16 protein-coding genes are annotated in these 14,889 nt (G+C 68.1%); 7 read left to right on the forward strand and 9 right to left on the reverse strand.

The annotated features are described in order from the left end of the window. From AU188_RS25515 to AU188_RS12265, 3 genes are all read left to right on the forward strand, one after another. Positions 1 to 1,669: MmpA family trehalose lipid delivery protein (locus AU188_RS25515; protein WP_286137427.1), on the forward strand; the 1,669-nt coding region annotated here is incomplete at its 5' end. 97 nt (positions 1,670 to 1,766) lie between these two features. Further along, the gene (locus tag AU188_RS12260; protein WP_059163992.1) at positions 1,767 to 2,000 is read left to right on the forward strand and encodes a FitA-like ribbon-helix-helix domain-containing protein; all 234 of its coding nucleotides are present in this window, start codon (positions 1,767 to 1,769) and stop codon (positions 1,998 to 2,000) included. After that, the gene (locus AU188_RS12265) at positions 1,997 to 2,416 is read left to right on the forward strand and encodes a type II toxin-antitoxin system VapC family toxin (protein ID WP_156426658.1); all 420 of its coding nucleotides are present in this window, start codon (positions 1,997 to 1,999) and stop codon (positions 2,414 to 2,416) included. Before AU188_RS12260 ends, AU188_RS12265 begins: the two co-directional genes overlap by 4 nt. On the opposite strand, the gene AU188_RS12270 is transcribed toward AU188_RS12265, so the two are convergent. Further along, positions 2,400 to 3,560: a glycosyltransferase family 4 protein gene (locus tag AU188_RS12270; protein WP_059163994.1), complete on the reverse strand. Its 1,161-nt coding sequence runs from the start codon at positions 3,558 to 3,560 to the stop codon at positions 2,400 to 2,402. The genes AU188_RS12265 and AU188_RS12270 overlap by 17 nt on opposite strands. Before the next feature lie 34 nt (positions 3,561 to 3,594). Here AU188_RS12270 and AU188_RS12275 point away from each other — a divergent pair, with 34 nt between their 5' ends. After that, the gene (locus AU188_RS12275; protein WP_059163995.1) at positions 3,595 to 4,383 is read left to right on the forward strand and encodes a class I SAM-dependent methyltransferase; all 789 of its coding nucleotides are present in this window, start codon (positions 3,595 to 3,597) and stop codon (positions 4,381 to 4,383) included. 14 nt (positions 4,384 to 4,397) lie between these two features. Next, positions 4,398 to 5,873 (forward strand): aldehyde dehydrogenase, encoded by a 1,476-nt coding sequence (locus AU188_RS12280; RefSeq protein ID WP_059163996.1) that lies wholly within the window; start codon positions 4,398 to 4,400, stop codon positions 5,871 to 5,873. A 102-nt stretch (positions 5,874 to 5,975) separates the two neighbouring features. On the opposite strand, the gene AU188_RS12285 is transcribed toward AU188_RS12280, so the two are convergent. Next, entirely contained in the window at positions 5,976 to 7,811 is a 1,836-nt protein-coding gene (locus AU188_RS12285) for an acyl-CoA dehydrogenase (protein WP_059163997.1), read from the reverse strand. Between the two features lie 464 nt (positions 7,812 to 8,275). Between AU188_RS12285 and AU188_RS12290 the strand changes: the two genes are divergently transcribed. Next, complete coding sequence (locus tag AU188_RS12290; RefSeq protein WP_059164037.1) at positions 8,276 to 8,848, forward strand: TetR/AcrR family transcriptional regulator; 573 nt, start codon at positions 8,276 to 8,278, stop codon at positions 8,846 to 8,848. Here AU188_RS12290 and AU188_RS12295 read toward each other — a convergent pair. The 7 genes from AU188_RS12295 to AU188_RS12325 all read right to left on the reverse strand — a co-directional run bounded on the left by AU188_RS12295 (position 8,824) and on the right by AU188_RS12325 (position 13,962). Beyond that, the gene (locus tag AU188_RS12295) at positions 8,824 to 9,366 is read right to left on the reverse strand and encodes a dihydrofolate reductase family protein (protein WP_059163998.1); all 543 of its coding nucleotides are present in this window, start codon (positions 9,364 to 9,366) and stop codon (positions 8,824 to 8,826) included. The two genes, AU188_RS12290 and AU188_RS12295, sit on opposite strands and share 25 nt — an antisense overlap. Before the next feature lies 1 nt (position 9,367). Then, positions 9,368 to 10,285 (reverse strand): helix-turn-helix domain-containing protein, encoded by a 918-nt coding sequence (locus tag AU188_RS12300; protein ID WP_059164038.1) that lies wholly within the window; start codon positions 10,283 to 10,285, stop codon positions 9,368 to 9,370. Positions 10,286 to 10,341: 56 nt separating this feature from the next. Then, on the reverse strand, positions 10,342 to 11,196 hold the full coding sequence (locus tag AU188_RS12305; protein WP_059163999.1) for an arylamine N-acetyltransferase family protein: 855 nt from the start codon (positions 11,194 to 11,196) through the stop codon (positions 10,342 to 10,344). Positions 11,197 to 11,260: 64 nt separating this feature from the next. Next, complete coding sequence (locus tag AU188_RS12310) at positions 11,261 to 11,590, reverse strand: DUF8129 domain-containing protein (protein ID WP_059164000.1); 330 nt, start codon at positions 11,588 to 11,590, stop codon at positions 11,261 to 11,263. An 11-nt stretch (positions 11,591 to 11,601) separates the two neighbouring features. Beyond that, a complete protein-coding gene (locus AU188_RS12315; protein ID WP_059164001.1) occupies positions 11,602 to 11,808 on the reverse strand; it encodes a hypothetical protein in 207 nt (68 codons plus the stop codon). Between the two features lie 40 nt (positions 11,809 to 11,848). Beyond that, a complete protein-coding gene (locus AU188_RS12320; RefSeq protein ID WP_059164002.1) occupies positions 11,849 to 12,631 on the reverse strand; it encodes a crotonase/enoyl-CoA hydratase family protein in 783 nt (260 codons plus the stop codon). Between the two features lie 122 nt (positions 12,632 to 12,753). Then, complete coding sequence (locus AU188_RS12325) at positions 12,754 to 13,962, reverse strand: protein kinase domain-containing protein (protein ID WP_059164003.1); 1,209 nt, start codon at positions 13,960 to 13,962, stop codon at positions 12,754 to 12,756. A 111-nt stretch (positions 13,963 to 14,073) separates the two neighbouring features. Between AU188_RS12325 and AU188_RS12330 the strand changes: the two genes are divergently transcribed. After that, positions 14,074 to 14,883, forward strand: coding sequence for a lysophospholipid acyltransferase family protein (locus AU188_RS12330; protein WP_059164004.1), 810 nt, complete (start codon positions 14,074 to 14,076; stop codon positions 14,881 to 14,883). The last annotated feature ends 6 nt before the right edge of the window (positions 14,884 to 14,889 follow it).

Consider the following 14,889-nt stretch of genomic DNA (forward strand, 5'->3'; position numbering starts at 1 on the left):
CGCCCTCCCCCCGGCTTACGCGCTGGTGCTCGCCCTCGCCGTGACGGCGCCCCTGCTCGCACCGGGGTACCTGCTGTTGCGCGACGCGGTGTCGACGCCGCGTTCGTATCTGTCCGACGCCGCGCTGGGGTTGTCCGAGGCGGCACCGCGTGCGCTGCCGCAGGACTTTTTCGTGGCGGTCGCGTCGTCGGCGGTCGACGGCGGAGTGGTGGTCAAAGCGCTGCTGATCGCCGGGTTGTGGTTGGCGGGCTGGGGCGCTGCCCGGCTGGCCGCCGCGGTGGTGCCCGAGTCGGGAGTGGCCGGTCAGTGCGTGGCGACGACGATCGCGGTGTGGAACCCGTACGTCGCCGAACGCCTTCTGCAGGGCCACTGGAGCCTTCTCGTCGGCTACGGATGCCTGCCGTGGGTGGGCGCCGCGATGCTGGGGATGCGGACTCGGCCGTCGTGGTCGACGGCGACAGGTCTGGTGTTCTGGATCGCGCTGGCCGGGGTGACGCCGACCGGGCTGATGCTGGCGGCGACCGTCGCGCTGGTCTGCGCCGTCGCGCCCGGCGACGGGTGGCCGCGGTGGCGGTGCGCGATTTTCGGGATGGGCGTGGCGGTCGTCGCGGCGCTGCCCTGGCTGGTCGCCGCGATGGTGACGCGGTCGTTGGAGTCGTCGCAGGCCGACGGGGTCGGTGCGTTCGCGGCGCGGGCCGAGCCCGGGCTCGGTACTCTGCTCAGCCTGGCCGGGCTGGGCGGGATCTGGAACGCAGAAGCTGTGCCCGCTTCTCGCACAACGCTTTTCGTCATCGTAGGCACCGCGGTGTTGCTCGGTGTCGTCGCGTTGGGCCTGCCGGTGGTGCTGCGGCGGCGGGCCGCGGTGCCGCTGCTGGTGCTGGCCGCCGTCGCGGTGATGGTGCCTGCGCTGATGGCGACCGCGCCCGGACTCGCCCTCGTCGAGGCGGCGATCCGCGCGCTGCCCGGCCTCGGAGTGGTACGCGACGCGCAGAAGTGGGTGGCGTTGGCGATGCCCGGGTACGCGCTGGCCGGGGCGGCCGCGGTGCTCACCGCGCGACGTTGGCTGCCCGCGGCGGCGACGGCGGTGCTCTGTTGCGCGGCGCTCATCGCGACGCTGCCGGATCTGGCGTGGGGCGTGGGCGGCAAGGTTGCGTCGGTGCAGTATCCGCCGGGGTGGGCGACGGTAGCGGAGATGATCAACGCCGACCCGCGCCCGGTGGCCGTGCTGGGAGTGGACAGCATGCGTCGATTCGACTGGGCGGGTGACGCGCCCGTACTCGACCCGTTGCCGCGGTGGGTTCACGCCGAGGTGCTGAGCACCGGCGACCTCCAGATCGGCGACCGGATCGTCTACGGGGAGGGGCAACGCGCGCGCGAGGTGCAGGAGATCCTCGTCGAAGGCGCCGACGGCGACGCGTTGGCCGGTGCCGGCGTCGGGTGGGTCGTCGTCGAATCAAGCGGCGTCGAATCCGGCGGCGCAGCAGTGCATTTGCCGTTGCCCGTGGCGTATGCCGATGACGACCTCGCGCTGTATCGGGTCGGTGGCTCGTCGCCGCGGGCCGACGGGCGCGGCCTCGTGCTGGCTGCCCACATGGTGTGGCTGGCGATTCTTCTGGTCGGTGGGGGCGCCGCACTCGTCACGGCAGTTCGAGGCCGTCAGGGCCGTTGAAGTCGCAGGCGATATCGCTTGCACCGCAGGCCTTACTACGGAGAATGAGCTCCAAGGTCTGCCTGCAAAATAGCAGCAATACAGCTAAACTGCAGGGATGGTTGCCATCACCATCCGTGACATCCCCGACGACGTGCGCGACGAGTTAGCTGTTCGGGCGGCCAGGGCCGGAAAGTCGCTTCAGGAATACCTGCGCGGAATGCTTGTCGAAACCGCCGCCAAACCGACAGTGCAGGACACTCTTGCCCGGGCACGAGCGCGGGTTGCAGCAACCGGAAGCCGACTCGACGCGGCGACGATCCTCGCCGACAAAGATGCGGATAAGCGTTGAGATTGCGCGTCGTCTGCGATGCGTCCACGATCCTGGCCGCTCTACTGGACTCCGGCGACGACGGTCGATGGGCGACCGCCAAGATCAGCGAGGGAGATCTCTACGCCCCGACACTTCTGCCGTTCGAGTGTGCCAACGTCATGCGACGACAAGAACTTGCCGGAACGATCACGCCCGACCAAGCAGTACAAGCGCATACCGACCTTCTCGACCTGGCGATCGAGTATTGGCCCTACGACTTGCTTGCCGATCGAATCTGGGAACTCCGGAAGAATCTGTCCAGCTACGACGCGGCATATGTCGCACTAGCCGAGACGCTGGACGCGACCGTCGTCACCCTGGACCGTCGTATCCGCGGTGCGCCGCACTTGAGGTGCGAGATCGACACGCCGCCTCTGCCTAGACGACGCCGCTGAGGTACTGCCCGCGGTGCACCGACTCCAGCACGGCGCGCATGGCCGTCGCGCTCTGCTGCCAGGAGAACTCGGCGCAGCGCACATGTGCCTTGGCTCCGAGTTGCTCGCGCAGCACCCGATCCGACAGCAGCTCGCCCAGGCCGTCGACCAGCCCGTCGAAGTCGTCGACCAACAGGCCCGTCACCGCGTCGACGATCGAATCGGTCAAGCCGCCGGAGGCTCGATAGCCGATCGTGGGTACCGAATGCTGCCCCGCCTCGATGACCGCCAGCGCCCAACCCTCTTTCCGAGACGGCAACACATGCACCCAGGACTGCTGCAGCACACGATGTTTCGTCTTATCGTCGACGTGACCGTGGAACGTCACCGCGTCGGAGATGCCGAGCAGCGCGGCGTGCTCGACGAGCCGCTGCTCCCACCAACCGCCGCCGACGACGTCGAGCGTCAGATCCGGAATACGGGGACGAAGCGCCGCGACGGCTTCAAGAGCGTCCTCGATCTGCTTGTGCGGCACCAGCCGCGACAACACCGCGACCCGGGGCGTGGCTGACCGGTCCGGGTTGAGCGCCCCTGCGGGCGCTTGGTCGAGGCCGTTGCGCACCACCGCGATCTGACTGGGCCGCACGCCCAACGTCGCCAGATCCCGCGCCGACGGCAGCGAGACGGTGACGTACTGGTTACGCCGGTGCGCGCGCGGCGACAGCTTCGACTCGATGAACCAGCCGACTCGGCCCATCACCGGGCCTGCGACCGGCCACTGTTCGCGGTGGCAGTGGTGCACCAACAGCGCGACGCGTCGGCCATAGGCGAGGCGGGCCATGAACGGGATGCCGTTCTGCGTGTCGATCACCACGTCGGGCCGCACGCGCCGCAACGGTCCGAGCCCGATGCGCGCCAACACCATCGCCAACCCCGCCCAGATGTAGACGGTGAAGCGCCCGCCGCCACGGCTGACCCGCACCCCGTCGACGACCTCGCGGCGCGGTGCCCCCGGATAGCGCGCAGTGCGAAGCGTGACGTCGACGCCCGACGCGACCAACTGCGCGCCGATGCGCTGCAGGTAGGCCTCGCTGCCGCCGCCCTGCGGGTGGCCGGTGTCGCGCCAGCACAGCAGCAACACCGATCGGAGGGGGCGGTCAGACATCCGCCCCAGACTAGTCGCTGCGTAGGGTCGCGCTGTGGTCACCGACCTGCTCGCTCGCCGCGCGACGCTGTCACGGTCGCTGCGCCTGCTGAGCGAATTCCGCTTCGAGCAACGTGACCCGGCCCGGTTCTACGGTGCGCTCGCCGAGGACACCGCCACGATGGTGGCCGACTTGTGGCACGGCGTGACCGGCTCGTCACCGGCCGGCCGGACCGTGCTGGACGTCGGCGGCGGGCCCGGCTACTTCTCGGAATCGTTCAGCGACAAGGGGTTTCGTTATATCGGCGTGGAACCCGATCCTGCGGAGATGCACAGCGGTCCCGCGACGACGACGGCCGCCACATACGTGCGGGCATCCGGGATGGCGTTGCCGTTCGCCGACGCCAGCGTCGACATCTGCCTGTCGTCGAATGTCGCCGAGCACGTGCCGCAGCCATGGCGGATGGGCCGGGAGATGATGCGGGTGACCAGGCCCGGAGGGCTGGTGGTGCTGTCGTACACGGTATGGCTGGGACCCTTCGGCGGCCACGAGACCGGCCTGTGGCACTACCTCGGCGGCGCCCGCGCGGCGCGCAGATATGCCCGCAAGCACGGCCATCCGGCGAAGAACAACTACGGCTCGTCACTGTTCGCCGTGCACGCGCGCGACGGGCTGCAGTGGGCAGCGAGCACCGGAGCCCTGGTCGCCGCTTTCCCCCGCTACCACCCACGATGGGCGTGGTCACTGACGAACGTCCCGGTGCTCAGAGAGTTCCTGGTGAGCAATCTGGTGCTGGTCCTGAGGCCGCCGACTGGAACAGGTTCTACTTTCGCCGGTTCGTAGGTAGTGTGACGGGCATGACACAGAGCACCGCGTTTCGGACCGAGTGGGACAAGCTGTTCATCGGCGGCAAGTGGGTCGAGCCGTCGTCGTCTGAGGTCATCGAGGTGCATTCGCCGGCGACCGGCGAGCTCGTCGGCAAGGTGCCGCTGGCGAAGGAGGCCGACGTCGACGCCGCCTGCGCAGCCGCCCGCAAGGCGTTCGACGAGGGTCCGTGGCCGCAGATGTCGCCGCAGGAGCGCGCGGCCGTGATCGGCGCCGCCACCAAGCTGATGGAGGAGCGCGGCGACGAGCTGAAGTTCCTGCTGGCCGCCGAGACCGGCCAGCCGCAGACCATCGTCGACATGATGCAGTACGGCGCCGCGATGTCGGCGTTCCAGTACTACGCGGGCGCCGCGGACAAGTTCGCCTGGAAAGAGATCCGCGACGGCATCTACGGCCAGACGCTGGTGGTGCGGGAGCCGATCGGTGTCGTCGGGGCCATCACCGCCTGGAACGTGCCGTTCTTCCTGGCGGCCAACAAGCTCGGGCCCGCGCTGCTGGCCGGCTGCACCGTCGTGCTCAAACCCGCCGCCGAGACGCCGCTGTCGGTGTTCGCGATGGCCGAGATGTTCGCCGAGGCCGGCCTGCCCGAGGGCGTGCTGTCGATCGTGCCCGGCGCCGCCGAGACCGGCCGCGCCTTGACCGCCAACCCCGAAATCGACAAGTACACGTTCACCGGCAGCTCGGCGGTCGGCAAGGAGGTCGCCAAGATCGCCGCCGATCGACTCAAGCCCTGCACCCTGGAGCTGGGCGGCAAGTCGGCGGCCATCATCCTCGAAGACGCCGACCTCGACTCGACGCTGCCGATGCTCGGGTTCTCGGGCGTGATGAACAGCGGTCAGGCCTGCGTGGCGCAGACTCGCATCCTCGCGCCGCGGTCGCGCTACGACGAGGTCGTCGAGAAGATCGCCAACTTCATCTCGGCGATGCCGGTCGGGCTGCCCGACGACCCGAATGCCGCGATCGGCCCGCTGATCAGCGAGAAGCAGCGCGAGCGCGTCGAGGGCTACATCAAGAAGGGCGTCGAGGAGGGCGCCCGGCTGGTCACCGGCGGCGGGCGCCCCGAGGGCCTGGACAGCGGCTGGTTCGTGCAGCCGACGGTGTTCGCCGACGTCGACAACTCGATGACGATCGCCCAGGAGGAGATCTTCGGTCCGGTGCTTGCGGTGATTCCCTACGAGACCGAAGAAGACGCGATCCGCATCGCCAACGACTCGGTCTATGGGCTGGCCGGCAGCGTGTGGACCACCGACAACAAGAAGGCGCTCGAGGTCGCAGGCAAGATCCGCACCGGCACATACGCGGTCAACATGTACGCGTTCGATCCGGGCGCGCCGTTCGGCGGCTACAAGAACTCCGGTATCGGCCGCGAGAACGGCCCGGAGGGCATCGAGGCCTACGTCGAGCACAAGAGCGTGCTGCTGCCGTTCGGCTACACCCCGGAAGACTGACGCCTCCTAGCGCAAGCAGACGGAAAGTGCCCTAATTTCACGGGTTTTCGGGGCATTTTCCGATCCCCTGACTTCGCCGTGGGCCCAGCTCGCCAACCTTGGTCAGAAGGCGGCTTCAGGTAGGTCCATGACCTCGAGGCCGACCTTCTCGACGATGCCGCGCCGGGCGCGCAACGGCGGCAACATGTTCTTGGCGAAGAAGTTGGCGGCGGCGACCTTGCCGGTGTAGAACGCGCGGTCGCTGTCGGAGACATCGCCGTCCATGGCCGCCAGCGCGATCTCGGCCTGGCGCAACAGCAACCAGCCGATGAACAGGTCGCCGACTGCGAGCAGGAACGGCACCGACTCCAGACCGACGCGGTACAACTCGCGCGGGTTCTCCTGCGCGGAGATCAGATACCTGGTCAGCGTGGCCGTCATGGTCTGCACGTCCTGCAGCGCGGTGGCCAGCAGCGCGCGGCCGTCCGCGAGTTCGGGACGCGCGCTGTCACTGGCGATGAACCGCTGGATCTGGTCGGCCACGTGCGTCAGCGCCGCGCCCTGGTCGCGGGCGATCTTACGAAAGAAGAAGTCCTGCGCCTGAATTGCGGTGGTGCCCTCGTAGAGCGAGTCGATCTTGGCGTCGCGGATGTACTGCTCGATCGGATAGTCCTGAAGGAATCCCGAACCGCCCAGCGTCTGCAGCGATTCGGTCAGACACTGGTACGCGCGCTCGGAGCCCACGCCTTTGACGATCGGCAGCAGCAAATCGTTGACGCGGTCGGCCATCTCGCCGTCGGCACCGGAGACGATCTGCGCGACGACGCTGTCCTGGTGGGCTGCTGTGTAGAGGTAGAGGGCGCGTAGCCCTTCGGCATAGGACTTCTGCGTCAGCAGCGCACGTCGCACATCGGGGTGGTGCATGATCGTCACCCGCGGCGCGTTCTTGTCCGTCATCTGGGTCATGTCGGCGCCCTGCACCCGGGTCTTTGCGTAATCCAGCGCGTTGAGGTAGCCGGTCGACAGCGTGGCGATCGCTTTGGTGCCCACCATCATTCGGGCGTACTCGATGACCTTGAACATCTGGGCGATGCCGTTGTGGGTGTCGTTGACCAGCCACCCCACCGCGGGTACGCCGTGTTGGCCGAAGGTCAGCTCGCAGGTGGCCGACACCTTCAGCCCCATCTTGTGCTCGAGACCGGTGACGAAGACTCCGTTGCGTTCGCCGATTTCACCGCTCTCGGGGTCGAAGTGGTACTTCGGCACCAAGAACAGGCTCAGTCCCTTGGTGCCCGGCCCGGCGCCTTCGGGCCGGGCCAACACCAGATGGAAGATGTTCTCGAACAGGTCGTCGGTGTCGCCGTTGGTGATGAACCGCTTCACCCCGTCGAGATGCCATGTCCCGTCGGGCTGTTGAACGGCCTTGGTGCGGGCGGCGCCGACGTCGGATCCGGCGTCGGGCTCGGTGAGCACCATCGTCGCGGCCCAGTTGCGCTCGACCATCAACGCGGCCCAGTGGCGCTGTTGCTCGTTGCCGATGTCGTTGAGGATGTCGGCCATCGTCGATCCGGCGTGGTAGATGAACACCGCCGGTTGGGCGCCGAGCGGCAACTCGTTGATCGCCCACTCCACGACTGCCGGGGCGGGTACTCCGCCGATCTCCTCGGCGATGCCGACGCGGAACCACTCGCCCTGATGCCAGGCCTGGAACGACTTCTTGAACGCTACGGGCAGGGTCACCTCGTGGGTGGCCGGATCGAACGTCGGCGGATGCCGGTCGCATTCGGCGAAGGACTCGGCGACCGGACCCTCGGCCAGGCGGGCCGCCTCGTCGAGCATCTGCCGCACCGACTCGCCGTCGAGGTCGCCGAACTCGCCGGTCGCCAGCGCCTTGTCGAGGTCCAGCACCTCGAAGAGATTGAACTCCAGATCGCGCACGTTGCTTCTGTAGTGGCTCATGACGAGCGCCTTTCCCTCTCCGCGTCGAGCCCGAGCGTAGCCGTCCGGTCATGCCCTGACCTGCACTTCGCTCGGAGAATCCGGGGCGCGACGGGATTATGGCCTGGTCCATAATCGGCCGGTTCGACGTGCAGACAACGTCCGGCCGCCGGTCGGCTACCTGCGTATACACCCGGCACCTGTGATGCGGAATACATCCATTGCCTCGGTGTGTTCCTGCTTTTATGCTGTTTGTCATAGACAGGGAGGCGCCCGATGTGGGTCATTGAGGTCAACTTCGCCGGTTACCGATTCACGCATCACGCGCATGACCGCCGTCGGCCGGTCCTCCGGTTCAGCCCACGTGTCCACGGTTGGCGTTCGGCGCTGATGCGTCGCACCCGCGCAGCCTGACCACTTCCCTGGAGGTTGTCCTGACATCCGCCGCGACCAAAACCAACAAGCGGGTTTCGACGCGCACCAAGATGTTGATCAGCGCGGCCGAGGTGCTGCGGGAGCGCGGTGCTGCCGGCGTCACCATCGACGAGGTGCTGGCCCGCAGCGGCGCACCGCGCGGGTCGGTCTACTACCACTTTCCGGCGGGCCGCAACCAGATCCTGACCGAGGCCCTTCAATACGCCGGTGAGGAGATCACTGAGGTCATCGACGAGGCCGCGGCCAAGGGCGGCATGTATCTGGTCCGCAAGTTCGTGGCGTTCTGGAAAGAGCTGCTCGTGGAAAGCGATTTTGCCGCGGGCTGTCCGGTGGTGGCGGCGGCGATCGGGTCCGCCGACGACGAACCCCGGTTGACGACCGTCGCCGGCAGCATCTTCGGCCACTGGCGCGATGCGCTGACGCGCGCGTTCGTCGCCGACGGTTTCGACCAGGCCCAGGCGGGCTCACTCGCGATCACGTGCATCGCCGCGCTGGAGGGGGCGGTGCTGCTGTGCCGATCCACGCGTACGGTGGACCCGCTGCGCGACGTCGCAGAGCAGATCGAATTCCTCATCAAGTCAAGGGAATTCATCCGTCGCTATGGTGGTGCAGACCGGGGATAGGCTGTCCGCCACCGCGCGCAGACGAATTCCCTGTTGACCGCCGCCTCGACCACAGCCCATTCCGAACGCACCGGCAGCACCGGTGAGCCCGCGCCGAGCGAACAGGGTGCGTAGCTGACGATCATCTCGTCGATCAGGCCTGCCGACACGAACTGCCCCGCTGTTTCACCTCCCCCGACGACCCAGACATCCTTACCCGTTGCGGCGGCGACTAATTCGGGATGTAGTTCGGCGACGTCGCCGGCGAAGGCCCGCACCGGGTGCCCGCGCTCGATGATGTGCGGTCGTCGCGTCAGTACCCAGGACGGTTGCTCGTACATCCAGTCGCCCGGATGGTTGCGCACAATCCATTCGTAGGTTGTCGAGCCCATCACCACGGCGCCGATCGTGGCGATGAACTCGTCGTAGTTGAACGGTCCGCTCGAATCGATGTCGCGGGAGGTCAGCCAGTCCAGGCTGTCGCGGTCGTCGACGATGTAACCGTCCATGCTGGACGCGGTGTAGTAGACGGTTGCCAAATCAGTTGCCCCGCATCCATTCCAGTGGGTCGCCGCGGTGTGTTTCGATGCCGTGGCGGCCCAGCATGGAGCGGGCCAGCCCGCGTCTGAGGGCGGCGTACTCGAGGACATGCGCGACGATGCCGTACAGCTGAAACGATTCGGGCGGATCGCACAGCGCATCGATAATGGTGTCGCCCATCCGCCCCTCGGCCGCGTACTCGGAAACCATTGCGCTCCAGCGCTTCCCGATGTCGGCGTGGTGCCTGGCCAACTGCTCGGGGGTGGTCGACTCGGGCCGGGTTACCGCCCGGTCCGGGAAATCGTGGCCCGCGATCGTGGCCAGCCAAACCTGCTTCGTCCAGACGATGGCGCCGAGCACAGCGCCGACGCTGGGTTCGGGACCGTCCCAGTCCAGGACCACCTGGCCCGCTGAGATCTCTTCTGTCCACTGCTGTTTTCTCAGATTGGTGGCCCGGTCGATGAGGTAGGCGGTATCGGCGATGTCGTGCGCGACCATCAGTTGGGAGATGTCGGGCTCCTTCGTGTCACCGGCGTTGTCCAACCACAGCGACTGCGGTGGATGGAAGTGCAGGCCGTTGGGCGCGCTGACCCGGAACGTCACGTCGGCGGCCTTGGAGGGCGGCACGCCGAAGGCGCGCCGGAAGGCGCGGGAGAACACCTCGGCTGACGACCATCCTTCGTCGGCCGCGACGACGGCCACTCGCTCACCGCGCTGCAGGCGCCAGGCCGCGCGCTCGAGCATGATCCGGCGCCGCATCGCGGCGGGCGACTCGCCGGTCAGGCGGCGAACCTCCCGCGAGAAGTGGAATTCCGAGGCGTGGCTGCTGCGGGCCATCTGCTCCACACCGCTGTTGTCGGCGTCGACGACCGCGTCGAGCAGTTCGCGCAAGCGGTCACGGCGTGATGGCTGGCCCACGCCCACCGAGTATGGTCGCGCCACGCGCGGAATGACATGACAATTTCTGCTGCCTTCTAGCGGTCGAGGACTTCGTGGATGCGTGCCTCGACGTCGCGGTGCTCGCCGAGGTCGTGTAGATCTATCCCGAAGCGGTCGGTGAGCGTGGCGAGGACGTCGGCGGCGGTGTCGAACCGAACTCGTTCGGTGCTCCCGCCGCTGTGGATCGCCAGGTTGCGTCCCCGCAGATTCCACCGGGCGTCGTCGGTGATCAGCGCTGCCGACAGGCCGGTGACGAAGCCCGACTCGGGATGGGTTGACACATACCAGCTTCCGACTTCGAGGTCGATCTGCGGCTGGGGTCGGGTGTCGAACGTGTACAGCGGCTGCCACTCGCCGCGGATCTCGGCTTCCAGAAGGTAACCGTCGACATGGTTACGCAACCGGTAGGGCTCATGGCGGGTGGTCTGCACGGGTCCGACGTCCAGCCGGATCGGCGACGTCAGGGTCTGCCCGCCGAAGCCGACGTCGACCAACCATGGTTCGTCGTCTCCGGGAACGCGTACCGAGAGCGTCTCGTGAGTCTGCGCCGGCAGTGCGCCGGACTGATTCATCCACAGCACCCGGCCAGCGAGCCGTTGCACGCCGTACCCCAGTTCGGCCAGCGCGTATCCCATGAGCCCGTTCTGCTCGTAGCAGTACCCGCCGCGTCGGCGGGTCACGAGTTTGTCGGCAAGCGGGCCCACGCTGAGGTCGGCGACCGGTATGCCGAGCAGCGGGTCGAGGTTCTCGAAGGGAATCGAGCGGTTGTGCGCTGCGATCAGGCCACGCAGCGTGTCCAGCGTCGGTTGGGTCGATCCGGTATATCCGATGCGGCCGAGGTAGGCCGCGATGTCGAGGCCTACGTCCAGGCCCGCCGGCGAAGATGTCATGCGAACAATCCTGCGACCTCAACGGCGGTTCAGGTCAACACCGGTCAGGCCGGCGGTGCCGACCTCAGGGCTTGCCGCGCGCCGGGGTCTGGTTCGCGACGCCGTGCCGCAACGGGGTGTTGGCCTCCGCGGCCGTCGACTCCTGCACCGGCGAACCGCCCGGCGTTGCGCTGACCCCGGGGGCGTTGGCCGGGTCGCCCGGCGACGGCTCCGCGCCGTGGGTCAACTCCTTGAGCCGCGCATGCAGCACCTCGAGCACCGGGATCCGGTTGCCGTGCTCGGTCTCGTGCTCGAACACCGCGCGCAGCGCCGGTTCGTCGAGCGCCCGGATGCGGTGCCGCAGCTCGGTGATCGGCAGCTGGTCGTAGTCGGCAATCGGCAGGTCGTGCGCCATGCGCTGTCTCCTTAGAGGTGAGGAAGGCCGTCGGTTGGTGAAGGGACGGCGCTCGCCCGTCCGTCGGCGCGTCCGCGGTACCGCATGACCAGCGCCGCAACGGCGCCGATACCGGCGAGAGCCACTGTCGGCCACAGCGCGGCCTGCAACAACCACAGTCGCCGCTGTGCTCTGAAGATGCGCTTCTGCGCGTGCCGCGCCCGGGTCAACGTTTCCACGTCTACCCGGTTGCCCCGGGCGGCGGGCGGAGAAACCCCGTCAGGTTCCCGTCCACTTCGGCGCCCGCTTCTCGGCGAACGCGATCGCGCCTTCCTTGGCATCGTTCGACATGAAGACAGGCGCGAAGATCTCGACCTGCTTCTTCCACATTTCCTGGGAGTTCCAGTCGCGGGATTCGACGATGATCCGCTTGGTCGCCGCCACCGCAAGCGGCCCGTTCGCGGTGATCTTCTCCGCGAAGGCGATCGCCGCCTCGAGTGCCCGGCCCGGCTCGGCGAGCATGTTGACCATCCCGAGGTCATGGGCCCGCTGGGCGGACAGGCTCTCACCGGTCAGCGCGAGCTCCATCGCCAGGCCGTAAGGGATCCGCTGCGGCAGCCGCAGCAGGCCGCCGCCGCCGGCCACCAGGCCACGCTTGACCTCCGGAATGCCGAACGCCGACTCCTTCGACGCCACGATCAGGTCGGTGGCCAGCGCCAACTCGCAGCCACCGGCCAGGCAGTAGCCCTCGACGGCTGCGATCAGGGGCTTGGCGGGCGGCCGCTCGGTGAAGCCCAGGCCGCGACCCTCGATGGCGACGTTCTCGCCGCGCGCGAACGCCTTGAGGTCCATGCCCGCGCTGAACGAGCCGCCGGCTCCGGTGAGGATGCCCACGGACAGTCCCGCGTCGCCGTCGAGTCGGTCCATGGCGTCGGCGAGGCCGCGGCTGACGTCGGCGTTCACCGCATTGCGGGCCTGCGGGCGGTTGATGGTGATGATCAGGATGCGGTCGCGCTGTTCGACCAGGACGGCTGGTTCCGTGTTGTCACTCACGCGGCTGATCGTAACGGCCCGGGAAACTCGAGCAGGCAGTCGGTCACGCGCTCCAGTGTGAATCTGGCGACGGTTTTCGGCCGGCGGATTCCGTCGCCGGATTCACAACCGGAGCCCGGGCGCTGAGCCCGTCAGTCGTCCTTCTTGCCATTGCCGTTTCCCCTGCCGTTGCCGCGGCCCTGTTCGCCTTTCTTGTCTCCCTTGGGTTTCTCGAAGACGGGCACGTCGGCCGTCGGCGGCGGAGGCGGCATCGACGAGGGCGGTGGAGGCGGGGGTTGCACAGGTGTGCTGGTGCCGATCGGTTGTGGCAGTTGTGTGCTCGATGACGGGTCGAGAGCGAGCGCCAAGCCGACGACGACGAAGGCCACGAACCCGGCGGCCGCCAACAGAAGCTTGCGTTCGCGGCTCAGCGGGCGCCGGCGCGGCGCCGGAGCGACGTAGTAGTTGGCGGACGGCGCGAGTGGTTGGGCGAGGACCTTGGTCGCCGGTCGTGACGCCGACGGCGGCGTCGGTCCCAGCAACAGCGCCGAGGGAGCGCCCGCCAGCGCGGCGTGCATGTGCTCCGCATTGCCGAACCGCTGGCTCACGTCGCGGGCCATGGCCCGGTCGATCGTCGCGGCCAGGGCCGGGTCGATGTCCGGGCGTATCGCGCTGATCGGCGGAGGCGGCGTGTCGAGGATGGCATGCAGGAGGGCGGCCGGGTTCTCCTGAGGGAACGGCCGCTGCCCTGTCAGCGCCTCGTAGCCCATCACGCCGACGGCGTACAGGTCGTCGGCCGCCGACGCCGGCGCACCTGCGACCCGCTCCGGGCTCATGTAGGCCATTGTCCCGACGAGTTGGCCGGTCGCCGTGAGCGCGGCGCCCGCCGTCTTGGCGATACCGAAGTCGGCGACCTTCATCGCGCCGCTGTTCGGGGCGATCAGCACGTTGCCGGGCTTGATGTCGCGATGGACGATGCCCGCGGCGTGTGCACAGCCGAGCGCGCCGAGCACGTCGTCCAGCATCGCGCGGACCCGCTCCGGCGGCATCGGCCCCAGCGCGATGTCGTCGTGCAGCGTCCGCCCGGGCAGGCGCTCCATCACGATGAACGGGGTGCCGTCGTGCTCACCACAGTCGTGCACCGCGACGATGTTGGGGTGGTTCAGCGCCGCGGCGGCACGGGCCTCCTCCTCGAACCGGCGACGCATGTGGGCGTCGGCGTTGAACGCCTGGTACAGCAGCTTGATCGCCACCGGGCGCTGCAACCGGGTGTCCCACCCGTCGTGGACCTCGGCCATCCCGCCGCGACCGAGCACGCCTCGCAGTTCGTAGCGGTCCGCAAGAAGGTCGCGGCCGTCCATGCCGAATAAGGTAGCCGTAGCTGTGTGCACGCAAACCAGCGCCGTTTGTCCTGCACAGCGGCAGTCGGCTAAACTAGAACACGTTTCAGTTTTCGATCCGGAGGAGATCCGATGGCCGCCCCCGACACAGAGCCGTCGCAGCTCACCAAGTGGGATCCGAAGCTGACCGAACGGTTCATGGCCGTCACCCGGCCTTTCCTCAAGCGCTACTTCCGTTCTGAGGTGCGCGGCCTGGAGAACCTGCCGGCAGGCGGGGCGCTCGTGGTGTCCAACCACTCCGGCGGCATGCTGCCGATGGACGTGCCGATCCTGGCCGCGGACTTCTACGCGCACCACGGTTACGACCGCCCGCTCTACACCCTCAGCCACGACATGCTGATGGTCGGCCCGACGGGCGAGTTCTTCCGCAAGATCGGCTACATCAGCGCCAATCACCGCAACGCCGACGAGGCGCTGCGCTCGGGCGGTCTGGTCGTGGTGTTCCCCGGCGGCGACTACGACGTGTACCGCCCGACGTTCTCGGAGAACGTGATCGACTTCGGCGGGCGCACAGGTTATGTGAAAGCCGCGCTGAACGCCGGTGTGCCGATCGTGCCGACCGTCGGCATCGGCGGACAGGAGACGCAGATCTTCCTGTCGCGCGGAACGTGGCTGGCCAAGCGCCTCGGGCCGATCGCCCGCCTGGCCCGCGCGAAGATCGTGCCGATCTCCTTCGGCTTCCCGTTCGGGCTGTCGCTGGTCGTTCCGCCCAATCTCCCGCTGCCGTCGAAGATCGTCATGCAGGTGCTTGAACCGATCGACATCGTGGCCGAGTTCGGCGAGGACCCCGACATCGACGAGGTCGACGCTCATGTGCGCCGCGTGATGCAGCGCGCGCTCGACGAGCTGGCCACCGAGCGCCGCCTGCCGGTACTGGGCTAGCGGGTG

It is taken from the genome of Mycobacterium sp. IS-3022, assembly GCF_001500065.1.
Lineage (GTDB): Bacteria > Actinomycetota > Actinomycetes > Mycobacteriales > Mycobacteriaceae > Mycobacterium.